The following is a 26,408-nucleotide window of genomic DNA, read 5'->3' as shown; positions in this document are numbered from 1 at the left end:
GGCGTCTCACAGGACGAGGAAGTCGCCCGCTCCGAGCGTCGCCTTGTTGACGAGCGTGGCGAACTGCACCGCCGCCCCCGCGCCGGAGCCGTCCGCGTCGTAGGACAGGGCCCCGGTCCGGCTGTCGTAGACGATGCGGTCGTCGACATCGAGCTTGGCCCCGGACACGCCGAGATCCTTGAAGGCCGATCCCGGAAGCTGCCCCGGCGCCAGCGCCTTGAACACCGTCTTCGCCAGCTCGATCGTGTCGCTCGCCTCGAAATCGGTGATGCGGTCGATGTTGTTCGCGCCCAGCTTGGTCGAGAAGCGGAAGCTGTCCGCGCCGCTGCCGCCGCTCAGCACGTCCGTGCCCTCGCGCCCGTTCAGCACGTCGGCACCCGCCCCGCCATCCAGAACGTTGCTGCCCCTGTTGCCGTACAGGGCGTTCCCGAGCTCGTTGCCCGACAGGTCGAGATTGTCGTAACCGTTCAAGTCACGGAACTGCAGGACTTCGACCGACTGGCCGGCCGCGAGCTTGTAGCTGACCGTCGACGTGACCGTGTCTTTGCCCTGTTTCGCGGCTTCGTAGACTTTGTCGTCGCTACGGCGAATGATGTAGACGTCGTCGCCGCCCTGTCCGTAGAGGCTGTCGGCGCCACGCGATTTTTCGTACGACGATCCCTGCCCGTCGAGCACGTTGCGGCCACCGTTGCCGGAGATGATCTGGGAATACTCGTTCCCCGTCAGGTTCAAGTTGGCTCTCTTCGTTGCGGTCAGGAGCTGCATGCTCTCGACGCTCGAGCCCGCGTTGAGCGTGTAGCTGGTCAAAGCCAGGATGCGATCCTGGCCCTCGTCGTCGCGCTCGTAGATCACACTGCCCCAGTAGTCCGGATGCCCGCTCGGCCCGACGATGTAGGTATCGTTGCCGGCCCCACCGTAGAGCCGGTCGTTGCCCCCGAGGCCGTTCAGTAGGTTGTTTCCGGCGTTTCCGTACAGGCTGCTGTTGAACTCGTTTCCGGTAAGGCTCAGATTGGCCCGCCCCTGTGGGTCCAGGCGCAGCGTCTCGATCTGATTGCCTGCGGCGAGCTTGTAGCTGGCCGTGCTGATCACTGTATCGTTGCCCTGATCGACGCCCTCGACCACCACGTCGCGAGACTGATCCACGAAGTAGGTGTCGTCGCCGACGCCACCCTCCATCCGATCGATACCCGTGCCGCCGTCCAGGCGGTCGTCGCCGGCCAAGCCGATCAGGCGATCGGCGCCACCGAGGCCGTTCAGGACATCGCCGTTATTGGCCCCCGTCAGGGTCTCGTCGAGGTTGCCGCCGTCGCGCTTGAGGCCCGCGAAGGACGTGTTCCCGAAGACGACATAGGTCGGCAGCGACTTGGAGCCGGTAATATAGTCCCAGCCCGCGCCGATGACGAGGTCCGCGGCCCCGTCGCCGTTGATGTCGCCCGCCGACGATATGGTGGGGTCGGTCGGGAGGCCCGTGATCCGCACACCGTCCTTGCCGTCGAGCTGTTCGAGAGACACGGACGACTTGAAGCCGTCCTTCTTGCCGAACACGATGAAGACGTTGGCCGCGTCTCCGTTCGATCCCTTCCAGCCCCATTCGTCGGGGCTATGAAGCTTTTGGCTGCTCGAGATCGCGATATCGTCGATTCCGTCGCCGTTGAAGTCGCCGATCCGGCTTACTTCGAGTCTGAGGAAGGGTCCCGAAATCCTGAATCCGTCCGTGGCGGAGAGGCTATCGAGCGTGATTTTTGCATCGAAGCCGGTCTTCTTGCCGAAGACGACATGGAGACCGGAACTGATCCCATCCTTGTACCAATTATTTTCTTCCCACACGATCAGGTCGTCGATCCCGTCACCGTTGATGTCGCCCGCGCTGTCGATCGATTCGATGTCGTGGTCACTGTCCCGTCGGCTGATCGTGAAGCCGTTGCGCCCATTGAGCGTCTTCAGGTCGAGGTTGGCTCCGAAACCTCCTTTTCGTCCGAAGACGACGTAGGACGACTGCGCCGCTTGCACGATGATGTCGGCCAGGCCGTCGCCGTTGACATCCCCGGCGGATCCGACCGAAGCGCCGATCCCATGGTCTTGCCCGTCGCGCCCGATGAAGATTCGGGAGCCGTTCGTACCGTCGAGATCGGCGATGTCGAGCTTCGCCTTGAAGCCGCTCTTTCCGCCATAGATGACGAAGACGCTACCGGAGTCTACCTTTTTGGACCACCCAGGTTGCTCGCCGCGCGCGCCGACGATGAGATCGTCGAAGCCGTCGCCGTTGACATCCCCGGCCGATGCCATCGTGTAGCCAAGTCCCCCGAAGCGATCATCGTCGGGTTCAGCGTTGCGGTCGCTGATCTGGAATCCGTTCTTCCCGTCGAGACTCGAGAGAGGAAAGGTGGCTTTGGAACCGGCTCGCGTCCCGAAGATCACGTTGACGCTGCCGCCCTCCCAAGGCTGTCCGTATTTTTCTATGAGAGCCAGTGAGCCGATCGCGATGTCGTCGATGCCGTCGCCGTTGAGGTCTCCCGCCGAAGAGACGTAAGGTCCGGCATTGCCGGTGATCGCGAAGCCGGTGCTGCCGTTCAGGCTCGGCCATGCGAAGCTCGGCGCGAATCCGCTGCTGCGTCCGAACAGAACGTAGGAGACGGATTGCTCAATTGGGCCACCGACATGCCGGAACCCTACGACGAGATCGTCGAACCCGTCGCCATTGACGTCCCCGGCGGATGAGACCTTGCCGTAGTCAAAGCGGTCGCCGCGTTTTTCAAGAACGGTGAACCCGTTCTTGCCGTCGAGGCTCGTCACGGAAATGGTGGCCGGATACGTCGTCGCCATGGTGTCCCCCGCCCGGCCACGTTTCGAGCACCGGTTGCTTCGACGCTACAGCCTTGGGTAGGGGGGCGGGAAGGCGCAATCGGTTCACGACGTGAGTAGCCAAGCTTAATTCGAACCGATGCGGCGGCTTTGTGTACGGATGGTTACATTCGTGTCCAAGTCGCAGCCTGCGATATAGCCATCGGAGACGCCGCAGCCTGAGATGGCGCGGCCCCGATATGTCGCGGCCCCCTCCGCGGCTTCTTGGCGCGAGGCGCGGTGTTCCTTCCCGGGACCGCCCTATCTGCCGGCTCCCATGTTCGTGTTCTACTGGATCGTCGGCGTCCTGTTCGGGGCGGTGTTGCTCGCAGCACTCGCCCGGCGGATCGGCGCGCCCTATCCGGCGCTGCTGGCGCTGGGGGGCGCCGGGCTCGCCTTCGTGCCCGCCGTGCCGAACCTCAGCCTCGATCCGGAGCTGGCGCTGGCCCTGTTCCTCGCCCCCGTGCTGATGGATGCGGGCTACGACATCTCCCTGCGCGACATGGCCCGCAACTGGCGCCCCATCGCCGGGCTCGCCGTCGGCGCGGTGCTGGCCACCACCGCCGCGGTCGCCGCGGTGACGCTGTGGCTGGTGCCGGACATGCCGCTCTCGGCCGCGATCGTGCTCGGCGCCATCGTCGCCCCGCCGGACGCGGTGGCGGCGCTCACGGTGCTCGCCCACGTGCCGCTGCCGCATCGGCTGGCCACGATCCTGCGCGGCGAGAGCCTGCTCAACGACGCCGCCTCCCTGCTGATCTACCGGCTCGGCGTCGCGGCGGCCGTGACCGGGCATTTTTCGGTGGGCGAGGTGGCGCCGGCCTTCCTGTTCAGCGTCGTCGGCGCGCTCATCGCCGGGCCGCTCGCCGCGCTCGTCTACCTGCGGGTGCTGCGCCGCTTCGCCGACGTGTCGATCGCCATCGTGCTCCAGTTCGTCGTCACCTTCGGCCTGTGGATCGCCGCCGAACAGGTGGAGCTGTCGGGCGTGCTCACCGTCGTCAGCTTCGCCATCACGGTGGCGCGCCGCGCGCCGGGCCAGACCGCGCCGCGCCAGCGGGTGATCTCGAATGCGGTGTGGGAGACGGTGATCTTCGTCCTCAACGTGCTGGCCTTCGTGCTGATCGGCAACCAGATCGGGCCGATCCTGTCGCGCCTGAGCGCCGAGCAGGAATTCTCCTACCTGCTGGTCGCCGGGGCGGTCGTCGCCACCGTGATCGTGGTGCGCATCGCCTGGGTGCTGCCGGCCAGCAGCATCCGCCGGATGCGCTTCGGCGAGCCGGGTGAGAGGGCGCCGAAGGCCGATCTTGGGCTCGGCGCGGGCTTCGCCGTCTCCTGGGCCGGGATGCGCGGCCTCGTGACCGTGGCCGCCGCGCTCGCCCTGCCGGAGGGCGGCCCCGGCGGCGGCGGCTTCCCCCATCGCGACCTGATCGTGCTGGCCGCCTTCTGCGTCGTGATCGGCACCCTCGTGCTCCAGGGCCTCACCTTACGCCCGCTGCTGGAGCGGCTCGGCCTGGAGGATGCCGACCCGGTCGGGCGCGAGGTCGGTCGCGCGCGCGCCGAGGCCTACGGCGCCGCAGTCGAGACCCTCAAGGGCGACCGCTCGGAGGCCGCCGACGCCCTGCGCCGGGAGTTCCACGCGGTGCTGGCCCAGGCCGAGGCGCACGAGGAAGGCCTCGCCCCCGAGGGGCTCCCCACCGACGAGCCCCGCCGCCGCGCCGTGCGCGCCGCCCGCGACCGCATCCTGACGCTCCGCCGCACCGGCCGCATCGGCGACGACGCCTTTTTCGTGCTGGAGGAGGAGTTGGACTGGGCGGAGCTGAACGCCACGCCGCGGGCCGAGGCGTAAGACTACCCTTGGGCTGCCGGATCGGGCGCTCTCCTCCCCCTTGCGGAGAGGAGGGAGGAGGTGGTGGTGGTTCAGGATCGGGCGGAGCGGTGCCTTCTGCACCACCCCCACCCCCACCCCTCCCCGCAAGGGGGAGGGGAAACGCGCTCGAACCATCGCGGACTGCTCATACCGAACTTCGCACATCCGAAAGCGCAGACGGGTCGGCCGGCCCACGCCGTCATTGCGAGGTGGAGCCGAAGCAATCCAGGGCGCGACTTGTCCTGTGAAGGCAAGAGCGTGCCGAAGAAGCGGTCGCCCGCGGGATCGATCCGGTGAATGCGGAGCCCTGGATTGCTTCGGCTCCGCCTCGCAATGACGGGTTTGGATTTTGTGCGACGCGAATGATCGTGGATCGCCTTTGAATTTCATCTGATGAGCTTTTTTGGGCTGAGCCTGCTATGCAAATGCAATCTTGAAGCCCCGTGAGGGCTGGGATCGGTACGGATTCAATTCGTAAAATGCTCTGACAATCCAAAGTTGCCCCAAATCCCCCATCCCCACCATTCGCAATTCGGTCAAAAAGATTTGGTTGATCCGCGAAATCCAATGTCCATAACGGCAACGATTGCCCGGACGCCCATACGCCCCGATTCGAAACTGTAAAGTTCCGTACGAATGTTTTCAGCGATCCTCGCAACCCCACACCATCGGGCGCGTTCCGCGAGCGCGCGCCCGCGTCCCGGGAGCGCGTGAGGCGATGGTCGTGGCGTCTCTCGCCTGTCTCGTCGCGGGCGCCGTGCTGGCGGGCACGGCCCATCAGTTCGAGGAGCGCGTGGCGCTCGCCGAATCGGTCGCGGGCGGACTGTTGATCCTCGGACTCGCCCTGATCGGCTCCGGGCTGCCAGTCTTCCGTTAAGCGCGGCGCGCCGCGAGCCGGGTCTCGATCGCGTCCCAGATCGGCCCGGCGAGGTCCGGGCCGCCGAGGCGCTTGATCGTGCGCACGCCCGTCGGCGAGGTCACGTTGATCTCTGTGAGGTGCCCGTCGATCACGTCGATGCCGACGAGGATCAGGCCGCGCCGCCGCAGCTCCGGGCCGATCTTGGCGCAGATCTCGCGCTCGCGCTCCGTGAGGTCGGAGGCGCCGGCTGCACCCCCGCGCACCATGTTGGAGCGGATGTCGCCCTTGGCCGGCACCCGGTTGATCGCCCCCATCGGCTCGCCCTCGACGAGGATGATGCGCTTGTCGCCTTCCGTGATCTTTTCGAGGAAGCGCTGGACCACCCACTGCTCGCGGAAGGTCGCGGAAAACAGGTCGAACATCGAGCCGAAATTCGGGTCCTCCTCCGACACCCGGAACACGGCCGCGCCGCCATGGCCGTGCAGCGGCTTCATCGCGATGGTGCCGTGCTCGGCCCGGAACGCCTCGATCTCGGCGCGGTCGCGGGAGATCAGCGTCGGCGGCATGAGGTCGGGGAAGTCGAGGACGAACAGCTTTTCGGGAGCGTTCCGGACTTCGGCCGGGTCGTTCACCACCAGCGTGCGGGAAGAAATCTTCTCCAGCATGTGGGTGGCGGTGACGTAGGCCATGTCGAAGGGCGGGTCCTGGCGCATCAGCACCACGTCCACTTGGCCGAGGTCGATCCGCTCCGGCGCCTGAAGCGTCGCGTGCGCGCCCTCCACGTCCTGCACCGTCACGGGGCTGGCATGCGCTGTGACGAGCCGGCCCTGCAGCGAGAGCCGGTCGGGCGTGTAGGTGTAGAGGGTGTGGCCGCGCCTCTGCGCCTCCAGCATCAGGCCGAAGGTGGTGTCGCCCGCGATGCGGATCGACTGGATCGGGTCCATCTGGACCGCGACGGTCAACGCCATGCTAGCCCTCGCACCCTTTGCCCACACCCTTGCCCGTCGCTGCCGCCGGGGCGTCCCGGCGGCAGTGAAAAAATTAGTCGTCCGCCTGCCCCTTGCCGCGGCCGTTCTTCGAGCCGGTGCGCTTGTCGTAGTCGGTGATCGCCGAGCGGCACTCGGGCGAGAGCCGCGAGCGGTTGCGGTTCATGCAGTTCTCGGCGTCCGGGCTGTTCGGATCGACGCCCGCGCAGAGGCGGAAATAGTCGTTGGCGCAGCCGAGCTGCAGCCCCTGGTCCTCGCGCTGGGCCTGGGCCGGGGTCACGGCCAGGGCGACGAGGGCGAAGGGGGCGAGTCTCAGGGCCACGGACAATCCCCGCGAGCCACGCGGGCGTCTGCCAAGTCGTGAGAAGTCCGGACGCATCCTGCCTTGTCCTTCGCTCGATCCCGGGGAGTCTTTGCCCAGAGGGTCCTTGAGGCCCCGCATATCGGGCATCCGGCCGAGTTAGCAAGCGCAGCATCGGGGGCACGATCCACGCCGCCCCGCCGGGTCCGCCCATGAAAGCGGCGCTTCGCCCCATAAAGAAGGCCCCGCAGCGGAATGCGCGCGGGGCCTCAAGTCGAAGGGAGGATAAGCCCGCCATGGGCGGGTGGGTCGGAGCAAGAAGCAGGCCGGTGTCGCCGGAATGCAACCTGCGACGCCTCGCCGCTGCGCCCCACGCGGATGACGCCCGCGGACGGGCCGGTCGAAACATTCCGTTAACCACGTCGTGATGAGCTTGGCCTCGACAGCCCGGCCGGACGGACCAGCCCGTCCACGGCGCTCGTACCGCTTCCGCGTCGCCTCGCCCGAGGCGGCGGGGGCGGGCGGCGCCGGTTTCCACCGCATGACGGGACAGGCTCATGACGCCTTCGACCAAGACGACCTCAGAGCGACCCACCTCTTTCCTGCGCAGCCGCGGCCCCGCCGCCGTGGTGCCGTTCCCCAAGGCCCCGGCACGCCGCCTGCGCCGCGAGGACGACGACGCGCCCCGCGGCCAGATCCTGCTGTTCACGGGCGTGCGCTACGAGAGGCTGCCGGACGCGGACGCCCCGGCGGTCCCGCAGCGCCGCCGCTCGTGATCCGCGGGGGCGGGCCCCGCCTTCCCCTCCCGCTGGCTTCGCTGGTGCTCGCCGCGCTCCTCGCTTCCTGCGCGCAGGAGGGCGATTTCGGGCGGCCGGCGAAGGGCACGTGGAACAGCCTGATCGAGACCACCGGGACGATCGCGGCCCGCGAGCGGGGCTTGGCGGCCTCGGCCTCGCCGCTCACCGACGACGAGGAGATCCTGCGCGACCGCGCGTGGCGCTTCCTGATGCCGGCGCAGGGGCGCGCGGCGTTCGAGGACGTGCTGGCCAACCTCACCCGCGTGCGGGCGCTGCCGACCGGGTGGCGCCCCGACGCCATCCCGGCCTATCACGACGGCCTGCTCGATCAGGGCTTCCGCTCGGCGTATTCCCGCTACCGCCGCCTGTCCGAGGACGCCACCGCCGACGGGCGGCTGATCCCCTCCTTCGCCGCCGTCGCGGCCCGCGTGTTCGAGGCCGACGCGATGCGCCTGCGGGCGCTGCCGCTCGCCAAGAGCCTCGACGAGTGGGACATGCGGCAGGCCGCCATGCGGGTCGCCGAGAACCGCTGCCTCGTCGCCTGGGTGCGCATCGAGACGGGGCTGCGCGTCGCGCGCTACCGCTACGCCCTGGAGCACTTCCTGGTCGAGATGCCCGGCCGCGAGGCGGTGCCGGCCGAGCAGGCGCTGGCGTTCCTGGAAGGGCGCCGACGCGGGCTCGATCCGCTGCTGCCGCCGGAGGCCGCCGAGCGCTGCGGGCTGGCCGAGGCCGCCGCGGTGGCTCTGGCCCCGCCGGTGGTGGCCAAGTATTAGGCTCGCCCGGCCCCGAAACGCTCAAGGCAAACATGCGAACCATCGTCTACGCGGATGGCGGCTGCGACCCCAATCCCGGCCCCGGCGGCTGGGGCGTCGTGATCCAGGCGCCCGGCGGTACGGTCGAGCTGTGCGGCGGCGAGCGCGCCACCACCAACAACCGCATGGAGCTGACCGCCGCGATCAGCGCGCTGGAACACTTCCCCGAGGGCGCCGCCATCGAGATGCGCTGCGACAGCCAGTACGTGGTGAAATCCGTCACCGAATGGATGCGCGGCTGGAAGGCCCGCGGCTGGCGCACCGCCACGGGGCCGGTGAAGAACATCGACCTGATGCAGCGCCTCGACGCGCTCGCCTCCGCCCGCGACGTGAAATGGACCTGGGTGCGCGGCCACGCGGGCGAGGCCGGCAACGAGCGCGCCGACCGCCTCGCCGCGCAAGGTCGCCGTGAGGCGCTGACGGGGGTGAAAAGCGCGTCGGCCTCGGCGTCCGCCTCATCGACCACCGTCTCCGCGACGGCGACCGCCTCCGCCACGACCGCCGCCCCGGCGGCGCCGAGCCCCGTCCAGAAGACGACTCCGGTCGCGCTCCCCTCCGACCTCGTCGGGGCGCTCACCCGCGCCGCGGACCGCGCCGGCACCACGCCCCAGGCTTTGCTGGAGGAGGCGGTGCGGCTCGCCCTCGATCTCGGCCCCGCCGGCATCGCCCGCGCGCGGCAGGACTTCTCCGCGCGCAAGGCCTCGTGAGGGGAGGGCGGATGGACGCCGCCTTCTTCGACCGCCCCGCCGCGACCGTCGCGGCGGACCTGATCGGGCACGTCCTGCTGGTCGAGGGCGTCGGCGGCGCCATCGTCGAGACCGAGGCCTACGACCGCACCGATCCGGCCTCGCACAGCTTTTCCGGCCCGACCAAGCGCAACGCCAGCATGTTCGGGCCCCCGGGCCGCGCCTACGTCTACCGCTCTTACGGCCTGCACTGGTGCCTCAACCTCGTCTGCGAGCCCGGCAGCGCCGTGTTGCTGCGCGCGCTCGCCCCGAGCGCCGGCCTCGACGCCATGCGCGCCCGCCGCGGCCTCACCGATCCGCGGCGCCTCTGCGCCGGCCCCGGCCGCCTCGCCCAGGCGCTCGGCATCGATCTTTTGTTTGATGGCGTACCTGTGGACCGGGCGCCGTTCGCGTGGGGACCGCCCGCGGGGCCGGTGAGCGTGGCGGCGACCACCCGCATCGGCATCACCAAGGGCGCGGACACGCCCTGGCGCTTCCTGCTGGCCGGCTCCCCGTTCGTCAGTCGGCCGCTGCCGCGACGATAAGTGCTTATCGTTCAGCGGCTTCGATCCCGCGCATCCCCTCTCCCCGCCCCGAAGTTGGGCTTGCCCAACTTCGGTCTTTAGCTTGCTGATCCCAGGCAAGCCTGGGATCAGTCGGGGAGAGGGCTTCATGCCCCCTCGTCGGGGCATTAAGCGAGGCGGCAGCCGAAGGTGAGGGGGCGTTTTCGGAGGAGGCTCTTACGTCGAAGCCCCCTCACCCCCGCTACCGCTCGTCGCGACGACGACGAGGTCGTCGCGACCCTCTCCCCGCGTGCGGGGAGAGGGGGAGTATGGCCGGCAACCGGAAGGCGGATCAGGTCTCGACCAGCCCCGCGCTCGATTCCGACACCCCATGCCCGTGGGCTTCCGCCAGATACGTTTCCGAGCGCATCTCGATCAGCCGCGAGACGGTGCGCTCGAACTCGAAGGCCTCGCGGCCGTCGGTGGCGGTGTAGAGGCCCGGCGGCTCGGCGGCGGCGGAGGCGACGAGCTTCACCTTGGCGTCGTACAGTGTGTCGACCAGCGTGATGAAGCGCTTGGCCTCGTTGCGCTCGGCCTCGCCCATCACGGGAATCCCCGATACGATCAGCGTGTGGAAGGTGACGGCCAGCGCCATGTAGTCGGAGGCGCCGAGCGGCTTGCGGCACAGGTCGTCGAAACTGAATCGGGCGACGCCGCCGGCCTCCTCCGGCACCGCCACCGTGCGGCCCTTCACCCGCACCGTGCTCGGGTTGCCCTTGGCCTTGCCGGTCAGCGCCTTGAAGGCGGCGTCGAGCGCTCGGCCCGCGGAAGCGTCCGCGGGCACGTGGTAGACCGAGGCGCCGCCGAGCTTTTCCAGGCGGAAATCCGTGCGGGAATCGAGCCGCAGCACGCTGACCCGCTGCTTCAGCTCCGCCACGAACGGCAGGAACAGGGCGCGGTTGAGCCCGCCCTCGTAGAGCCGGTCGGGCTCGACGTTCGAGGTCGCCACCACGGTGACGCCGTGGCGGAACAGGGCGGCGAACAGGCGCCCCAGCAGCATCGCGTCGGCGATGTCGGTGACGGTGAACTCGTCGAAGCACAGGAGCGTGGCTTCCGCCGCCAGCGCCTCGGCGACCGGCGGGATCGGGTCGTCGCCCTTGGCGGTGCCGGCCTTCACCGCCTGACGGTGGGCGTGGATGCGCTCGTGCGCGTCGGCCATGAAGCCGTGGAAGTGGACGCGGCGCTTCGGGCCGGGGGCGGCCTCGTGGAAGATGTCCATCAGCATGGTCTTGCCGCGGCCGACCGAGCCCCAGACGTAGAGGCCCTTGGTGGCCTCCGCCGCCTCGTCCTTGCGGCCGAACAGCCAGCCGAGCGCCGAGCCCTTCTTGGCCCGCCGCCGCCGCGACAGCGCCTGCACCAGATCGTCCAGGGCCGCCACGAGGCGCAGCTGCGCCGGGTCGCGCTCGATCGTGCCGGACGCGACCAGCGCGTCGTAGCGACCGCGCACCGGGCCGGGATGGGGCGCGCCGGAGCGGGCGTGGTCGGAGGGGGCGAACTTGTCCGTGGGCATCCGGGGCCGCGTCTCGGGGCGGCCGTTCGGGCCGGGGTTCGCCTTAAGTGCAGTGCGGTCCCGCCGGGATCAAGTCGGGATGGTCAAGCCGGCGCACGCGGGCCAGCCATGCGGGGGAACCCGCCGATCCGGCACTTTGCTGCATTGCAACAAGGGCGGTTCGCCGCCAGTTTCGTTCGCGGGAGGGGGAGCGTGCCGGCCGTCGATCCTTACGTCGGCCGGGCCTTGAGGCGAAGGCGCGTATCATGCCCTCACCGGACCCGACTTCCCGAGCCGTGCCGTCCGCGATCGTCTGCCGCCGCCTCTGGCCGGGGGACGCCGCCGCCGTGCGGGCCCATTTCCTGCGCCTCGACCGCGACGCCCGCGCCAGCCGCTTCATGGCCGCCCTCGGTGACGCCGCGGTGGCGGCCCATGCCGAGCGGGCGATGCGGGCGCCGGGGCTGATGTTCGGCGTCTTCGTCGATGGCGCGCTGCGGGCCTTGGCCGAGTTGCGCCCCCTCGGCCGCGAGGGACTGGCCGGCCGGTTCGGCTCACTCGCCGAGGGTGCGCTCGCGGTCGAGCGAGGTTTTCGCCGCGCCGGCCACGGCGGGCTGCTGCTGGAGCGGCTGGCGGAGGCCGCGCGCAACCGCGGCGTGCGCGAACTCCATCTGCGCTGTCTGCCGATGAACGGGGCGATGCGGCGGCTCGCCGCCCGCCTCGGCGCCGAGGTCGCCTTGCGCGACGGCGAGAGCGAGGCGGCGCTCCGCCTCACCCGGCCGACGGTGCTCTCGCTCTGGCGCGAGGGCGTGGAGGGGCTGCTCGATCTCGGGCTCGCCGCCCTGCCGCGGGCGGCGTGAGGCCGCTCAGGCGGCCTCGCCCGGCCAAGCCACGATCCGCTCGACGTATTCCTCTTCCGCAAACTCCTCCTCGTTGCCCGAGACGCGCCCGCGCACCGAGATGCCGGCCTCGTGGACGCTGGCGCGGCGGCCCGTGATCAGCGGGTGCCAGCCCGGCAGGTCGCGGCCCTCGCGCACGAGGCGGTAGGCACAGGTCGGCGGCAGCCACGGAATCTCGCGTACCGCCTGCGGGGTCAGCCGCACGCAGTCCGGCACGCGTTTCGCCCGGTTGCGATAGTCGCGGCAGCGGCAGGCATGGGCGTCGAGCAGGGTGCAGCCGATATCGGTGTGGTGAATCTCACCCGTATCGTCGTCCTCGAGCTTCAACAGGCAGCAGCGGCCGCAGCCGTCGCACAGGCTCTCCCACTCCGCCGGGTTCATCTCTTCGAGGGTCTTGACCCGCCAGAACGGCCCCTCGCCGCGCTCCGCCATGATGTCGGCGCCTCGCTTCTCTCACGCATGATCCATTTCAGGACGGGGTTCTCCCTGCCGCATGGCGGGGGACGGGGCAAGCGGAGCCGGCGTAAGTCTCTTCACGCCCGTCATTCCGGGGCCGCGTCAGCGGAACCCGGAATCCACCCGTGATGCGCGGCTACGGAAGGCGTCGCGGCCAGTCGTGGATTCCGGGTTCGCCTTCGGCGCCCCGGAATGACGGTGGGCGAGGAAATCCCCTCGTGCTGCGGCGTTCCTGCTCTTGCCCTCCGCCACACCCCCGCCCGGATCGGCGGCGAGGCTGGAGCCTTATCGCCCCCGTTAAGGTTAAGCGAAACTCAAGGGCCCCGGGCCGGTCCCGCGGCCCCGGTCTCGCGTTCCTTAACGGAGACGAAAGCTCGCCGGCCCGCCTCTGTCCTGTTACAGAACGGCGGGGACCCGGTCGGCCGACGTCCGGTGCCCGAGCGGCCGGCCCCGAAGGTTTCGAGAGAAGCGGATCACCCCGTGCGCCTGCCCAGCCTCAAGACGCTGAAGACACGGCTCTCGCGGGCCTCGCTCGCCTTCGACGCGTGGATGAATTCCAGCCTCTACGAGGGCGGCCACTCCACCACCGAGGCCTACGAGCGCTTCCAGGCGCGCATGCAGGTCTTTTCGTTCCGCGGCTGGAAGCGCGTCGCCCTCGATCTGACGAGCGAGGGCGTCACGGTGGGCGCGGCGGGTGCGATGTTCCTGCTGTTCCTGGCCCAACCCGCCTTCAACCTCACCAGCGACAACTGGCTGAAAGCCCAGGATCTCGCCGTCACCTTCCTCGACCGCTACGGCACCGAGGTCGGGCGGCGCGGCATCAAGCACGACGACTCGCTCAAGTTCGACGACTTCCCCGAGCTGATGATCAAGGCGCTGCTCTCCACCGAGGACCGGCGCTTCTACGAGCATTACGGCATCGACCCGATCGGCACCGCCCGCGCGCTGGTCTCGAACTCGAGCGGAAAGGGCGGCACGCAGGGCGGCTCGACGCTGACGCAGCAGCTCGCCAAGAACCTGTTCCTCTCCAACGAGCGCTCGCTGGAGCGCAAGGTGAACGAGGCGTTCCTGGCCTTCTGGCTGGAGAGCCATCTCACCAAGAACCAGATCCTCAAGCTCTATCTCGACCGCGCCTATATGGGCGGCGGCACCTTCGGCGCGGTGGCGGCGGCCGACTACTACTTCGGCAAGCGCCTGCAGGACGTGACGCTGGCGGAAGCCGCGATGCTGGCGGGCCTGTTCAAGGCGCCGACCAAGTACTCGCCCAACGTCAACCTGCCCGCCGCCCGCGGCCGGGCCGTGGACGTGCTGCACAACATGGTCGAGGCCGGCTTCGTGACGGAGGGCCAGATCCAGACGGCGCTGCGCAACCCCGCGACGCCCGTCACCCGCACCCGCGACATCACCGCCGACTACTATCTCGACTGGGCCTTCAACGAGGTCCGGCGGATGGCGGATGCGGGCAAGCTCCGCTCCGACCGGGTGCTCACCGTCAAGACGCCGCTCGACCTGTCGATCCAGCGCTCCGCCGACCAAGCGGTCGAGGGCATGCTGCGGCGGCTCGGCGACCAGTACGACGTGGACGAGGCGGGCGTCGTCATCCTCGATCCCGATGGCGCCCTGCGCGCCATGGTCGGCGGCGCCGATTACGGCGAGAGCCAGTTCAACCGCGCCACCGACGCGCTGCGCCAGCCCGGCTCGTCGTTCAAGCCCTACGTCTATGCGGCAGCACTCGCCGCCGGGCTCTACAAGCCGGATTCGCCGGTGGTCGATTCGCCGGTCTGCGTCGGCAACTGGTGCCCGCAGAATTACGGCCGCTCCTATTCGGGCCGCCAGCCGCTGTGGCTCGCGGTGGCGAAATCCGTCAACACCATCCCGATCAAGATCACGACCGCCATCGGCAAGGGGATGGGCATCACCCACGAGTGGAACGCGGCCAAGGCCGGCCGGGCCAAGATCATCCAGCTCGCCAAGGCCATGGGCGTGACGACGCCGCTGACCGACACGCCCTCGCTCCCCATCGGCGCCACCGAGGTGACGGTGATGGATCAGGCCGCGGGCTTCGCCGTGTTCGCCAACGGCGGCCGGCTCGCCAAGCCCTACGCCGCCGTCGAGGTGAAGAATTCGAGCGGCGAGGTGATCTATCGCCACGCCGACGAGCCGCCGGTGCAGGTGCTCTCGTCCCAGGTGACGGCGGACATGAACTACATGCTCAACAAGGTCGTCGAGGAGGGCACCGCGCGCAAGGCCCAGATCGAGGGCGTGAAGGTGGCGGGCAAGACCGGCACCACCAACGGCTACCGCGACGCGTGGTTCGTCGGCTACACCGGCAACTATGTCGGCGCCGTCTGGTACGGCAACGACGACCACAGCCCGACCAACAAGATGACCGGCGGTTCGCTTCCCGCGATGACGTGGCACGAGATCATGGCGCCGGCCCACCAGGGCATCGAGTTGAAGCCGATGCCGGGCCTCAACGACCGCAAGGGCAGCCCGCAGGTCGCCCAGGCCGAGACCGCGGCCGCCGCCGCGAGCGCGGGCGGGCGGCTGTCGCGGCGCTCGTTCGAGGTGCTGTCCGGCCTCAACGGCCTGTTCCGCAGCGTCGAGGCGGAAGGGTCGGCCAAGACGCAAGGCGCCACGCAAGGCCCGGGCGGCGGGCCGGCGCGCCAGGGTTCGCTCGGCTCCCCGAAGGTGCCCGGCCTCACCCCGGTGGACGTCGCCGAGGGCGCCCGCGCCGCCGGCTTCGGGACGCCTTGAGCGCCGCCCGCATGGACATGCAGACACCGGCCGGCGCCGGCCAAGGCGCCGAGACCCCCGCCCGACGGGCCCCGCGGCTCGGCGCGCTCCTGCGGGGCGCGACCTCGCGCAGCGCGCGGGTCGGGCTCGTCGTCTACGCGCTCGCGCTCGGCGGGGTGCTCGGCCTCGTCAGCGCCGACTACGCCACCAGCGGCGGCTATCCCTTCGGCGGCACGCCGATCGGCAGCTGGACGGCGTGGCCCAAGGCCGGCGCGTTCGATGCCGACCCCTATGCCCGCGCGGTCAACGCCCGGGCCGGCGACATCCCGCTCGCGGTCGGCGAGGGCATGCTGCTGACGGCCGCCGCCGACGATAGCGGCCGGACGCTCGACGCCACCTGCACCTACAAGCTCTCCGGCATCACGCCCCCGGCCCGCGCCTGGACGCTCACCGTCACTGGCCGCGGCAAGGCCGAGCAGGCGCCGATGCGCGACAACTTCACCTCCACCGAGATCCTGCGCGACGCCGACGGCCAGTTCGCGATCCTGCTCTCGCCGGAGGTCCAGCCGGGCAACTGGCTGCCGATGCCGCGTCCGCGCGGGCCGGTGCGCTTGGCACTCCGCCTCTACGACACGCCGGTCGCCGCGAGCGTCAGTTCCCTCGAACGCGACAGCCTGCCGGCGATCGAGCGCGTGGGTTGCGCCCGATGAGCCGCGGCCCGTTCCTGCTGGCCACCGGCGCCGGGCTGGTGCTCGCCGGCCTCGTCCACGTCGCCACCGTCCTGGCGATCCCGCGCTTCGCGGAAGGGGACGCCTTCTCCCGCGCGCAAGCCTCGGAGACGCTGGACCATCCGCTTCGCATCCACGGCCTGACCGGCGAGGCGCCCCCGCAGGAATCCTGGCTGCCGAACCCCGATCCGGCGGTATCGGTCGGCGTCTGTTCCTACGATCTCGACGACGGGCCGATGCGGGTCTCGGCCCAGGCCGGCTCGCTGATGCTCTCGGTCTCGGTCCACGCCCGCCGCGGCGCCTTCTACGCGCTGACCGATCAGGCGGCGGTGCGCGGCGGCCTCGACCTCGTGGTGATGACCCGCGCGCAGCTCGACGAGGCGCTGGCCAACGACGTCGCGGGCGAGGTGACGCGCGACGTGCGCATCGTCGCCCCCGCCCGCCGCGGCTTCGCGGTGGTCCGCGTCATCGCCGCCCTGCCGAGCCAGCGCGCGGTCGCCGACGCGGCGGTGCAGGCCGTCGCCTGCACCATCGACAGCCCGGCCGAGCCGACCGAAGACGGGAAGGGCTGACGCTGCCGCAAAACCCTCCCCCCAACGGACTTCGGGCTTGCCCGAAATCCGCAAGGGAAAGTCCAAGTCGGGCAAGCCCGACTTGGATGGGGGGAGGGTGCCCCGCGGATGCGGGGCGGGAGAGGGGAGCGACGGTTCCGGATAGTGCGGAGCCAGCCCCTCACCCGACCCCCTCCGGGGGCCACCCTCTACCGCGGAGGGGAGAGGGGACGCGGCGGCTTTCGTATGCGCCTATACTGCTCCGGTTTCGGGCTCGTCGCCCACGCATAAAAAACCGGACGCGCCCATGGACGACCACACCGAGTTCTGGTTCGCGGCGGCCATCGTCGGGATCGCCCTGATCCTCTCGGCCTTCTTCGCGGGCGCCGAGACCGCCTACACCGCCGCCTCGCGCGCCCGGATGCTGGCGCTGGAGACCGCCGGCAGCCGACGGGCGGGTCTCGTCAACCGCATCCTGGCCGGGCGCGAGCGGTTTATCGGCGCGATGCTGATCGGCTACAACGTCGTCGCCATCGGCGCGGCCGCCTTCACCACTGGCGTCGCGGTCCATCTCTTCGGTAAGATCGGCGTGCTCTACGCCACCGCGGCGCTCTCGGTGCTCGTCATCGCCCTCGCGCAGGTGCTGCCCAAGACCCTGGCGATCAACAATCCCGACCGGATCGCGCTGGCGTCGGCCCGCCCCGTCGCCTTCGCGGTCGGGCTGCTGGGGCCGCTGGCGCTCGCCGTCGAGGCGCTGGTGCGGATGCTGCTGCGCCCACTCGGCCTGTCGATCGATGCCGGCCGCTCGATCCTCACCCCCACCGAGGAGATCCGCGGACAGGTCGCCCTGCTCCACCGCGAGGGCGGGGTCGAGAAGGCGCAGCGCGACATGCTCGGCGGGCTGCTCGATCTCGGCGAGCTGACGGTCGCCGACGTGATGGTCCACCGCACCAAGATGCGCACCATCGATGCCGGGCTCCCTTCCGAGGAGATCGTGCGCGCGGTGCTGGCCTCGCCCTACACCCGCATGCCGCTGTGGCGCGACGGCCACGAGAACATCGTCGGCGTGCTCCACGCCAAGGACCTGCTGCGGGCGCTCGACGCCGCGGGCGGCGTGGCGGCGGGGCTGAAGGTCGAGGTATTGGCGCTGGAGACGTGGTTCGTGCCCGGCACCACGACGCTGCGCCACCAACTCAAGGCGTTCCTGGCGCGCAAGACCCACTTCGCGCTCGTCGTCGACGAGTACGGCGAGGTGATGGGCCTCGTGACGCTGGAAGACATCCTCGAGGAGATCGTCGGCGACATCGCCGACGAGCACGACGTCGCGGTGTCGGGCCTGCGCCCGCAGGCGGACGGCTCGGTGCTGGCGGAGGGCAGCGTCGCGGTGCGCGACCTCAACCGGGCGATGGACTGGACGCTGCCCGACGACGAGGCCACCACGGTCGCCGGTCTCGTCATCCACGAGGCCCGCGCCATCCCCGACGCCGGCACCGCCTTCAACTTCCACGGCTTCCGCTTCCAGGTGCTGCGCAAGGCCCGCAACCGCATCACCTCGCTGCGCATCACCCCGGTGGCGCCCGCGCCGCGGCGGGAGGGGTGAGGGATTTCGTGAGAGGCGAGACACCGTTTCTCTCCCCGTCATCCCGGGGCCGCGTAGCGGAACCCGGAATCCACCCGTGATGCGGGATACCCGGTGGAAGCTGAGCCGCCGTGCCCGGTCGTGGATTCCGTGTTCGCCTTCGGCGCCCCGGAATGACGGCGGAGGATTATTCGAACGGGCGTGGCCCGCTCCCCATGGCCCCAACCGCCCGAGCCATCCCCTGGACAGGGGGTTGCGCTGCGCACAGTTTGATTGTGCCCTGCCGGATGTTCCTCTAACGTCCCCACCCTGAGGTCCGCTGCACGCCGTCGGCTGCGCGATCGTCCCGGCTCCGCGGCCCACACCGCAAACGGGGGACGCCTGCCGGTCGCTATCGTGCTCACATGGAAACCGATTCGCCGTCGGCGGGTTGGCGCGTCCGGGGACCGACCATATCTGAGGCGGCTCGCCGCCAGCGCCCTGCCGCGCCCGGCCCCTGGATCGAGGAGACGGCGCGCGTCGGAGCGCGCATCGAGGATGGACCATGAGTGACCCGGGCCGGGATGACCCGCAACTGCTGGACAACCAGCTCTGTTTCGCCGTCTACGCCGCCGCGCACGCGTTCGGCCGCGCCTACCGCAACCTGCTGGCGCATCACGAGCTGACCTATCCGCAATACCTCGTGCTGCTGGTGTTGTGGGAGGAGGATGGTATGTCGGTCAAGGAGATCGGCGGCCGGCTCTTCCTCGATTCCGGCACGCTCACGCCGCTGCTGAAGCGGCTGGAGGCCTCGGGCCATGTGCGCCGCGCCCGCGACCGGCCGGACGAGCGGCAGGTCAGCATCTTCCTCACCGACAAGGGCCGCGACCTGAAGGGCAAGATGGACTGCCTGCCCCTCACGGTCGGCGGCATGACTGGGATGAGCCTGAACGAGCGGCGCGCCCTCCTCGACAGCCTGGAGACCATGCGCGAGGCCCTGCATGCCGGCGCGGCCGGGACCGAGGTCGCGGCCTGAAGATCGGTATCGGACAAAGGAAAAGCCGCCCGAAAGCGGCTCTTCCGAGCGTGAGCGAAGTTCGAAGCGATCAGGACTTGGTCTTGAGGTAGGCGATGATGTCGTCGACCTTCTTCTCGTCCTTGATGCCGGGGAACACCATCTTGGTGCCCGGAACCTTCTGCTTCGGGTTGATCAGCCACTCCTTGAGGTTGGCCTCGTCCCAGGTGATGCCGGAATTCTTCAGCGCCTCGGAGAAGGCGTAGCCGTCGCGGCCCTGACCGGCCTTCTCGCCGACGATGCCCTTGAGCTGCGGACCGACGCCGTTCTTCTCGAAGTTGTGGCAGGACTTGCAGGGCGCGAACGCCTTCTCGCCGGCGGCGGCATCGCCCTCGGCCTGGGCGGCGACGGGCAGCAGCAGCGCGAGGGCGGCGCCGAGGATCAGGTGACGCATGTCGTTTTCCTCCTTGGATGCGGCCGGGTCGCGGCGCGCGTGTGCAGAGGCGTCGTTCCCGCAACCAGCTTGAGACCTTGCGGGCCTTGGACCTCGCTCGCCCCTGCACGGTCCGAGCGAAGCTTGAGGAAGGCCCGGTCGCGCACGGCCGGGCCTTCCGATTCAGGAAATCAGGACTTGGACTTGAGGTAGGCGATGACGTCCTCGACCTTCTTCTCGTCCTTCAGGCCCGGATAGGCCATCTTGGTGCCCTTGACCTTGTTGGAGGCGGGGCCGATCAGCCACTCCTTGAGGTTCGCTTCGTCCCAGGTGATCCCGGAATCCTTGAGGGCCTGCGAGTAGCTGTAGCCCTCGGCCGAAGCGGCCTTGCGGCCGACCACACCCTTGAGGTTCGGGCCGACGCCGTTCTTCTCGAAGTTGTGACAGGCCTTGCAGGGCGCGAACGCCTTCTCGCCGGCGGCGGCGTCGCCCTCGGCCTGGGCAGCGATCGGCATCAGCACCGCGAGGGCGGCGCCGAGGATGAGGTGACGCATCGTGTTCTTTCCTCCGTGGGGACGGCGTCGCCGCCCCGCATGCGGCAGAGCTTCCCTGCCTTAGAACAGATATAGACTAAGCTGTGCCACCGTCCAGTCGAGCTGACACCGGGTAACGCGTGTCACGCCCTGTCCGGTTCCGCTCCCTTGCGGCGGTGGAGCGCCGTGCGCCGCGTCGCGTTTCGCGCTAGATTCCCCTCATTCACGGTGCGCCCGATCCTCGCACGGTGCAGCTGAAGCGGTGCTGAAGACCCGCGCGGCCGGCCCGGCGAGAATCTCCGTAAGGCGCCCGCCCGAAATCCGAGGAGACGCCGCCCATGTCGATCGCTTTCCCCGCCCCCGACGCCAGCGTCGTCGCCCGCCGCGAGGCCATCGTCGAGGGGCTCGCGGCCCTCGTCGCGCCGGAGGCTCTGGTGACGACCGAGGACGAGCGCCGCGCCTTCGAGACCGACGGGCTCACCGCCTACCGCAAGATGCCGCTGGCCGTCGTGCTGCCCTCGACCACCGCGGAGGTCTCGGCGGTGATGGCGTTTTGCCATGCCAACGGCGTGCGGGTGGTGCCGCGCGGCGCCGGCACCTCGCTCGCGGGCGGCGCCATCGCCCAGGAGGACGCGATCATCCTGGGCGTGGGCAAGATGACCCGCATCCTCGATCTCGACTTTCCCAACCGCACCGCGCGCGTCGAGGCCGGCCTCACCAACCTCGCGATCTCGGGCGCGGTGGCGCATGAGGGCTTCTTCTACGCCCCCGACCCGTCGAGCCAGCTCGCCTGCACCATCGCCGGCAACATCGCCATGAATTCCGGCGGGGCCCACTGCCTGAAATACGGCGTGACGACGAACAACCTCATGGGCGTCACCCTGGTGACCAACGACGGCACCGTGGTCGAACTCGGCGGCCAGCATCTCGACGCGCCGGGCTACGACCTGCTCGGCCTGATCTGCGGCTCGGAAGGCCAGCTCGGCATCGTCACCGAGGCGACCGTGCGCATCCTGCGGGCGGCGGAGGGCGCGCGGCCCGCGCTCGTCGGCTTCTCGTCCGTGGAGGATGCCGGCGCCTGCACCGCGGCGATCATCGCGGCGGGCATCATCCCGGTCGCCATCGAGTACATGGACCGCGAGGCGATCCTGATCACCGACGACTTCTCCGGGGCCGGCTATCCGCGCGACGCGGCCGCGATGCTGATCATCGAGGTCGAGGGCTCGGACGAGGAATGCACCGACATGCTGGCCCGGATCGAGGCCATCGCGGCGGACTTCAACCCGACCAGCATCCGCGTGTCGAAGTCCGAGGCCGAGTCGGCGGCGATCTGGAAGGGCCGCAAATCCGCCTTCGGCGCCACCGGCCGCATCTCCGATTACATCTGCATGGACGGCACGATCCCGACCGGCCAGCTCGGCCCGGTGCTGGAGCGCATCGGCGCGATCTGCGCCGAGCAGGGTCTGCGCGTCGCCAACGTGTTCCATGCGGGTGACGGCAACCTCCACCCGCTGATCCTGTTCGACATCAACAAGCCCGGCGAATTGCAGAAGGCGGAGGCCGCGGGCGACGCGATCCTCAAGCTCTGCGTCGAGGTCGGCGGCTGCCTCACCGGCGAGCACGGCGTCGGCATCGAGAAGCGCGAGCTGATGCGCTTCCAGTACGCGCAAGCCGACCTCGAACAGCAGATGCGCGTGCGCAACGTGTTCGACCCGGCCTGGCTGATGAACCCGGCCAAGGTGTTTCCGCTGGAGGGCCGGGTGGCGGCGTGACGCTGTTGCTTGCCTCCGTCACGGCGCCCGCGCGATGAGCTTGATCGAGAACGAGCAGGTCAAGCTGCTCGCGGCCAATATCGATCGTGCGAGCAGTGCCTTCATCATCGCCGGCTTCGTGACGCCGGTCGTGGCACTGAGCTATCAGTTTCCGACGTCACCGCCCGTTACGATCTGGGCGGTAGCGTTCTCGCTGATCTGGCTAGTCGTCGAGATCGGCCTACATTTGGCGGCCCGGCGCGTCCTGCGGAGGTTGAAAGCATGACCTTCCTCGAAGGCTACGTCCTGTTCGGCATCCCCCTGCTTGCCCTAGGCTTGGCGTATGCGGCCGTGCGGCTCAACGAATGGGACCTCGACCGCCGCCAGCCGCCGGGCGAATAGACCCACATGCCCCGCTACTTCTTCCACACCCGCATCGGCGACGCCGTCCTCCCCGACGAGGAGGGCGTGGAACTGGCCGATCCCGATCACGCGTGGCGCGTCGCCCGCGCGACGATCCGCGAGAGCCTCGCCGAGGAGCCCGACACCGCCCGGCTGATGCAGGCCAGCCTGATCGTCGCGGACGGGGCCGGCGAGACGGTGTTCGAGTTTCCGTTCTCGGAGGCCGTCGAGGCCCCGCCCGAGGGCGACGACACCCTGCACTGACGGGCCTACCCCTCCGGCCCGAGCCGCTCGCAGCGGAACGCGCCGTAGCCGCTGCGCGCCAGCCGTTCGGCGAGCGCCGGCAGGAACACGTCGCCCTCCGCGGCGAGCGTCCAGGGCGGGTTGATCACGACCAAGCCGGTGCCGGAGAGGCGCGTCGGGGCGTCGGGCCGCTCGATCATCAGGTCGAGGCGCAAGGCCGGCCGTTCCAGTCCGGCACTCAGCGCCGTGACCATGCGCTCGACAGCCGAAGGATCCTTGATCGGATACCACCCCAGAAAAATGCCGGTCGGCCATTTGCGGGCGGCCTTGAGCAGGCTATGGCCCAGCCGGTCGATCTCGCCGCGCTCCTCGTAGGGCGGGTCGATCAGCACGAGGCCGCGGCGCTCGGGAGGCGGGATCAGGGCGTTGAGCGCGGTCCAGCCGTCGAGATGCATGACCTTGGTGCGGGAATCGCTGGCGTAGCGCTCCGCCAGCGTGCCGACATCGACGGGGTGGAGTTCGACGAAAACCCCCTTGTCACCCGGCCGCAGGGCCTCGCGGATGATCGCGGGCGAGCCCGGATAGGTCGTGGCACCGTAGCGCGCCCGCACCGCGGCGACCGCCGCGCGATAGGGCGCGAGCAGGGCCTCGACCTCGGGGGCGAAGGGCTCGTCGAGCCGGCCGATGCCGTCGTGCCACTCGCCGGTGCGCCCGGCCTCGTCGGCGTCGAGGTCGTAGAGGCCGATCCCCGCATGGGTGTCGATGGCCCGGAACGGCTTCGGCTTGGCGGCGAGGTGTGCTAGCACCCGCACCAGCACGAGGTGCTTGAGCACGTCGGCGAAGTTGCCGGCGTGGAAGGCGTGGCGGTAATTCACCGGACGGCCGGGGACGGCGCCCGATCCTCGTCCCGTCGCGATCGGACCATGATACCAGCTTCCCCATCTCGAAGGTTCGGCGGCCGGACGCCCCAAGGGAGCCGACCATGAGAGGGCCGGGCCGGCCGATGAGCGAGGCGCGGCCCATCGCCGTCACGGACCTGCCCGAGCGCCGGACCATCGCCGTGGGGCGCGATCCCCGCACCGACGCGGCGGTCGTCCCCTCGTTCCGGGGCCAGGACCCGGCGGCCCTCCTGAAGCAGGTTCCGTATCGCGGCACAACCCGGCCGATGCATCTCGACGTGGTGACGATCCCCCGCGGCTGCCTGCTGTTCGGCCCCGGCGTCGATGGGGTCGCCTTCACCGCCGAGGGGCGGCCGGTGCACGACACGGCGGCGTTCCGCCGCGCCGACCCGAACGTGACGCCGGAGCGGCTGCGGGCGGCGATCGACGTGGACGAGGACTGGGTCAGCGTCATCGACTGCGCCTGGGACAACCACTTCCATCTCCTGACGCTGGCGCTGCCGAAGCTGCCGCTGGCGCTGGCGCACCTGCCGGAGGCGGCGGCCGTGCTGCCGGCCCGCCGCACCGGCGCGCCCGGGGACGGCCCGGCGATGCTCGACCAGCTCCTGACCCTGGGCGGCTACGCGGACCGCGTCCGGCCGGTGGCGGACGGCCTCTACCGGCCGCGCAACCTCCACCTGATCTGGCCGAACCACGGCCAGCCGGCCGCGCTCCACGTGTTCGACGCGTCCTTCGCGGCATTCGAGACCCTGGCCCGGGCCGTCCCGGCGGCGCCGGATCGCGCGCTTCCGCGGCGCATCTTCATCGAGCGGGTGCGCGACCCGCGCCTCATCGACCCACGGGCGATCCGCAGCCTCGACCGGCATCTTGCCCATCACGGCTTCGCGAAGGTGCGGCTGGAGACCCTCGACATGGCCGGGCAGATCCGGCTGTTCAAGGGCGCGACCCACGTGGTGGCGGCCCACGGCGCGGGGCTCAGCAACATCGTATTCGGCCGGCCGGACCTGCGGGTGCTGGAGCTGAACTCCGACCTCGACGGCCGGGGCGAGCTGCGGCCGTGGTTCCTGCTGCTCGCTTCCATGCGCGGGCAGCACTATCAGTATCTCGACGCCTCGGCCTGCGAACTCGCCGACCTGCCGCTGGGCCTCGCCTTCGACCGGCTGATGGGCACGAACCGGCAGGCGCTGCGGCTGCGGCTCGCCCGGCTGCGCCGCCGCTTCGACCGCGCCATCGCGCGGCTGACCAACAGAGCCTAGAGCATCGGCCCGAAAGGTGGCCGCCGGCTTTCGGAAAAAAGCCGATGCGGCACAAGGAGCTAGCGCATCGTCCTGGATACGATATCCAGGACGATGCGCTAGCGCGCCGCCTCGATCGTCACCTCGCCCGCGCGGCAATTCTGGCGCGCGACCTCGGGGCAGGGGGTGAAGCCGCGCAGATCCTTCGCGAAGCAGATCCGCACCTCCTGCAACTGCCCGCGGCGGCAGGTGACCGCCATCATGTCCGGGCGCAGGCCCTTGTTGGCGGCGACGAACTGGCGGGCGATGTCGATGGGCGCCGCGCGGATCGTGCCGTCCGGCTTGTTGAGCGCGTCGGGGATCGTCACCGCGGTGCGGGCGGTCTTCACGGCCTTGAAGTAGGTCACCGGATCGAGGCCCGAACAGGTGCCGTGGGTGCGCCATTCGTGGCGGGCCAGCCCCTCGCTCGGCATCACCTCGCCCGCGGCGTCGATGGCGTTGCGGGTGAGCGGGCGCTCGACCGCGGAGCAGTTCGAGGGGAAGCCGCGGTCGTATTGCGGCCACAGCCCGTGCACGACGAAGCCGAGGCCGCGGCCCGGCGCGCATTGGCCGTCGCGGTCGCGACGCGCCCCCTCGCCGTCGCAATAGGTTGGCGACCACGACAGCGCCAGCACGTAGAAGTCGAAGGCGCCGGGCTCGCCCCCGCCGCGCCGGAACCCGCCGAAATCCTGCGCACCCGCACCGGAAATGAGCGTCGACCCGAGGGCGAGCGCGGCAAGCGAACGGCGGAGCATGGCGGTCTCGGTGAAAGCGCGGGTCGTTCCCCGGACGATGCCGGGCCCGGGCCGCAAGTCAAGCTTGTGCTCGAGGCCGCCCGCGCTTTTCCGATCACGTCCTCAGGGCCGGGCCATCCGGCAGGCGGTGGCGTAGGCGTAGGCGAGGTTGCGGTCGAGGCCGTGGACGCAGAAATCGACGCCCCAGGTCGCGCCGATGATGCCGAGGCTCTCGCGCACCGAGTAATCGACCTTGCGCCGCACCCCGTCCGAGGTGGTGGCGACCGCCGAGCAGTAGCGGCGCGGGATGAAGTCGACGCCGTAGGGCCGCCACGCCGTGCGCTCGATCCGCTCGTAGGAGAGGATCGTCAGCGACGAGTTCCAGAACTTCGCCTCCTTCTCGGCGAACTGGTTCGACACCTTCTCCAGCACCGACGTGTCCTGGCAGCCGGGGATGTCGGCGTCGTAGGGGAAGGTCTGCTCCTCGGCCGGCGAGATTTCTTCGCGGCCGGAGCGGGCGAAGGCCGGGTGTACGGCCGAGACCGTGACGAGGCCCAGTGCCAGGACGGCGAGGGGAAGGTTCGGGCGCATGCCGCTCAGATCCGCCTGTTGAGGTTGGGACAGGACGATGCCGGGCGGGGCCGCCAAGTCAAGCTTGCGCGAGCCGGGGCCGTCGTTTTGGCGGTCGTTGGGGTTTGGGGGGCACACCAGCGGCACGCCTCCCACCCATCTCCCTCATCCTGAGGTGCGGAGCGAAAGCGGAGCCTCGAAGGAGGGCTCCAGGGATCGCGCGGCGGGCTGGAGCCCTCCTTCGAGGCCGCTGGCGCGGCACCTCAGAGCCTGTTTGAGATCGCGATCTTATGCGGGATTGTTGAGGGCGTTGGCGGCCATGAGGCAGGCGACGCAGGCAAGACGGCCGGTCGCGACATCGAGGCGGCCGGCCCGCTCGCGCAGCAGACCGC

General features: G+C 70.1%; 26 protein-coding genes. 16 read left to right on the top strand and 10 right to left on the bottom strand.

From position 1 onward, the window contains the following. Nucleotides 1-6 precede the first annotated feature (6 nt). Nucleotides 7-2,823 carry a hypothetical protein gene (locus tag AAHG03_RS11540; protein WP_342150811.1) on the bottom strand — a complete coding sequence of 939 codons (2,817 nt, stop codon included), beginning with the start codon at nt 2,821-2,823 and terminating at the stop codon, nt 7-9. Nucleotides 2,824-3,118: 295 nt separating this feature from the next. On the opposite strand from AAHG03_RS11540, the gene AAHG03_RS11535 reads away from it, so the two are divergent. Next, on the top strand, nt 3,119-4,684 hold the full coding sequence (locus AAHG03_RS11535) for a cation:proton antiporter (protein WP_342150810.1): 1,566 nt from the start codon (nt 3,119-3,121) through the stop codon (nt 4,682-4,684). 739 nt (nt 4,685-5,423) lie between these two features. Next, entirely contained in the window at nt 5,424-5,582 is a 159-nt protein-coding gene (locus AAHG03_RS11530; RefSeq protein ID WP_342150809.1) for a hypothetical protein, read from the top strand. Here AAHG03_RS11530 and gshB read toward each other — a convergent pair. Together gshB and AAHG03_RS11520 are read right to left on the bottom strand one after the other, a co-directional pair. Continuing rightward, nucleotides 5,579-6,532 (bottom strand): glutathione synthase, encoded by a 954-nt coding sequence (gshB, locus tag AAHG03_RS11525; RefSeq protein WP_342150808.1) that lies wholly within the window; start codon nt 6,530-6,532, stop codon nt 5,579-5,581. The two genes, AAHG03_RS11530 and gshB, sit on opposite strands and share 4 nt — an antisense overlap. Before the next feature lie 73 nt (nt 6,533-6,605). Further along, nucleotides 6,606-6,929 (bottom strand): hypothetical protein, encoded by a 324-nt coding sequence (locus tag AAHG03_RS11520; RefSeq protein WP_342150807.1) that lies wholly within the window; start codon nt 6,927-6,929, stop codon nt 6,606-6,608. Between the two features lie 479 nt (nt 6,930-7,408). Between AAHG03_RS11520 and AAHG03_RS11515 the strand changes: the two genes are divergently transcribed. Genes AAHG03_RS11515 through AAHG03_RS11500 form a run of 4 tightly spaced genes read left to right on the top strand, consistent with a single transcriptional unit; the run spans nt 7,409 to nt 9,730 of the window. Beyond that, on the top strand, nt 7,409-7,627 hold the full coding sequence (locus tag AAHG03_RS11515) for a hypothetical protein (protein ID WP_342150806.1): 219 nt from the start codon (nt 7,409-7,411) through the stop codon (nt 7,625-7,627). A gap of 44 nt (nt 7,628-7,671) precedes the next feature. Beyond that, nucleotides 7,672-8,421: a hypothetical protein gene (locus AAHG03_RS11510; protein WP_342150805.1), complete on the top strand. Its 750-nt coding sequence runs from the start codon at nt 7,672-7,674 to the stop codon at nt 8,419-8,421. Nucleotides 8,422-8,453: 32 nt separating this feature from the next. Beyond that, nucleotides 8,454-9,167, top strand: a complete 714-nt coding sequence (rnhA, locus tag AAHG03_RS11505) for a ribonuclease HI (protein ID WP_342150804.1) — start codon at nt 8,454-8,456, stop codon at nt 9,165-9,167. An 11-nt stretch (nt 9,168-9,178) separates the two neighbouring features. Next, nucleotides 9,179-9,730, top strand: a complete 552-nt coding sequence (locus tag AAHG03_RS11500; protein WP_342150803.1) for a DNA-3-methyladenine glycosylase — start codon at nt 9,179-9,181, stop codon at nt 9,728-9,730. A gap of 310 nt (nt 9,731-10,040) precedes the next feature. Here AAHG03_RS11500 and zapE read toward each other — a convergent pair whose 3' ends face one another. Beyond that, nucleotides 10,041-11,258 carry a cell division protein ZapE gene (gene zapE, locus AAHG03_RS11495; protein WP_342150802.1) on the bottom strand — a complete coding sequence of 406 codons (1,218 nt, stop codon included), beginning with the start codon at nt 11,256-11,258 and terminating at the stop codon, nt 10,041-10,043. 245 nt (nt 11,259-11,503) lie between these two features. On the opposite strand from zapE, the gene AAHG03_RS11490 reads away from it, so the two are divergent. After that, entirely contained in the window at nt 11,504-12,094 is a 591-nt protein-coding gene (locus tag AAHG03_RS11490) for a GNAT family N-acetyltransferase (protein WP_342150801.1), read from the top strand. A gap of 6 nt (nt 12,095-12,100) precedes the next feature. Here AAHG03_RS11490 and AAHG03_RS11485 read toward each other — a convergent pair whose 3' ends face one another. Then, nucleotides 12,101-12,565, bottom strand: a complete 465-nt coding sequence (locus AAHG03_RS11485; protein WP_342150800.1) for a YcgN family cysteine cluster protein — start codon at nt 12,563-12,565, stop codon at nt 12,101-12,103. 504 nt (nt 12,566-13,069) lie between these two features. Between AAHG03_RS11485 and AAHG03_RS11480 the strand changes: the two genes are divergently transcribed. The 5 genes from AAHG03_RS11480 (at nt 13,070) to AAHG03_RS11460 (ending at nt 19,198) form a co-directional block, all read left to right on the top strand. Beyond that, the gene (locus AAHG03_RS11480) at nt 13,070-15,346 is read left to right on the top strand and encodes a transglycosylase domain-containing protein (RefSeq protein ID WP_342150799.1); all 2,277 of its coding nucleotides are present in this window, start codon (nt 13,070-13,072) and stop codon (nt 15,344-15,346) included. Between the two features lie 17 nt (nt 15,347-15,363). Beyond that, complete coding sequence (locus AAHG03_RS11475) at nt 15,364-16,035, top strand: DUF1214 domain-containing protein (RefSeq protein ID WP_342151025.1); 672 nt, start codon at nt 15,364-15,366, stop codon at nt 16,033-16,035. Beyond that, nucleotides 16,032-16,625, top strand: coding sequence for a DUF1254 domain-containing protein (locus tag AAHG03_RS11470; RefSeq protein ID WP_342150798.1), 594 nt, complete (start codon nt 16,032-16,034; stop codon nt 16,623-16,625). Before AAHG03_RS11475 ends, AAHG03_RS11470 begins: the two co-directional genes overlap by 4 nt. 286 nt (nt 16,626-16,911) lie before the next feature. Then, the gene (locus tag AAHG03_RS11465) at nt 16,912-18,204 is read left to right on the top strand and encodes an HlyC/CorC family transporter (RefSeq protein ID WP_342150797.1); all 1,293 of its coding nucleotides are present in this window, start codon (nt 16,912-16,914) and stop codon (nt 18,202-18,204) included. Nucleotides 18,205-18,727: 523 nt separating this feature from the next. Beyond that, entirely contained in the window at nt 18,728-19,198 is a 471-nt protein-coding gene (locus AAHG03_RS11460) for a MarR family winged helix-turn-helix transcriptional regulator (RefSeq protein WP_342150796.1), read from the top strand. Between the two features lie 70 nt (nt 19,199-19,268). Here AAHG03_RS11460 and AAHG03_RS11455 read toward each other — a convergent pair whose 3' ends face one another. Beyond that, on the bottom strand, nt 19,269-19,631 hold the full coding sequence (locus AAHG03_RS11455; protein ID WP_342150795.1) for a c-type cytochrome: 363 nt from the start codon (nt 19,629-19,631) through the stop codon (nt 19,269-19,271). Nucleotides 19,632-19,801: 170 nt separating this feature from the next. Beyond that, complete coding sequence (locus AAHG03_RS11450) at nt 19,802-20,164, bottom strand: c-type cytochrome (protein WP_342150794.1); 363 nt, start codon at nt 20,162-20,164, stop codon at nt 19,802-19,804. Nucleotides 20,165-20,481: 317 nt separating this feature from the next. Here AAHG03_RS11450 and AAHG03_RS11445 point away from each other — a divergent pair, with 317 nt between their 5' ends. From AAHG03_RS11445 to AAHG03_RS11435, 3 genes are all read left to right on the top strand, one after another. Then, complete coding sequence (locus tag AAHG03_RS11445; protein ID WP_342150793.1) at nt 20,482-21,915, top strand: FAD-linked oxidase C-terminal domain-containing protein; 1,434 nt, start codon at nt 20,482-20,484, stop codon at nt 21,913-21,915. A gap of 34 nt (nt 21,916-21,949) precedes the next feature. Further along, nucleotides 21,950-22,180: a hypothetical protein gene (locus tag AAHG03_RS11440; RefSeq protein ID WP_342150792.1), complete on the top strand. Its 231-nt coding sequence runs from the start codon at nt 21,950-21,952 to the stop codon at nt 22,178-22,180. A gap of 122 nt (nt 22,181-22,302) precedes the next feature. Beyond that, nucleotides 22,303-22,560 carry a DUF6894 family protein gene (locus tag AAHG03_RS11435; protein ID WP_342150791.1) on the top strand — a complete coding sequence of 86 codons (258 nt, stop codon included), beginning with the start codon at nt 22,303-22,305 and terminating at the stop codon, nt 22,558-22,560. A 5-nt stretch (nt 22,561-22,565) separates the two neighbouring features. On the opposite strand, the gene AAHG03_RS11430 is transcribed toward AAHG03_RS11435, so the two are convergent. Next, complete coding sequence (locus AAHG03_RS11430) at nt 22,566-23,414, bottom strand: 23S rRNA (adenine(2030)-N(6))-methyltransferase RlmJ (protein WP_342150790.1); 849 nt, start codon at nt 23,412-23,414, stop codon at nt 22,566-22,568. A 107-nt stretch (nt 23,415-23,521) separates the two neighbouring features. Here AAHG03_RS11430 and AAHG03_RS11425 point away from each other — a divergent pair, with 107 nt between their 5' ends. Next, the gene (locus AAHG03_RS11425; protein ID WP_342150789.1) at nt 23,522-24,694 is read left to right on the top strand and encodes a glycosyltransferase family 61 protein; all 1,173 of its coding nucleotides are present in this window, start codon (nt 23,522-23,524) and stop codon (nt 24,692-24,694) included. Between the two features lie 98 nt (nt 24,695-24,792). On the opposite strand, the gene AAHG03_RS11420 is transcribed toward AAHG03_RS11425, so the two are convergent. Both AAHG03_RS11420 and AAHG03_RS11415 read right to left on the bottom strand, forming a co-directional pair. Continuing rightward, nucleotides 24,793-25,467, bottom strand: coding sequence for a ribonuclease T2 (locus AAHG03_RS11420; protein WP_342150788.1), 675 nt, complete (start codon nt 25,465-25,467; stop codon nt 24,793-24,795). Between the two features lie 102 nt (nt 25,468-25,569). Next, on the bottom strand, nt 25,570-26,037 hold the full coding sequence (locus tag AAHG03_RS11415; RefSeq protein WP_342151024.1) for a hypothetical protein: 468 nt from the start codon (nt 26,035-26,037) through the stop codon (nt 25,570-25,572). Nucleotides 26,038-26,408 lie beyond the last annotated feature (371 nt).

It is taken from the genome of Methylorubrum subtropicum, from assembly GCF_038442325.1.
Taxonomy (GTDB): domain Bacteria; phylum Pseudomonadota; class Alphaproteobacteria; order Rhizobiales; family Beijerinckiaceae; genus Methylobacterium; species Methylobacterium subtropicum.
Note: the sequence above shows the minus strand (reverse complement) of the source record. Positions and strands in the feature narration are given on the sequence as shown.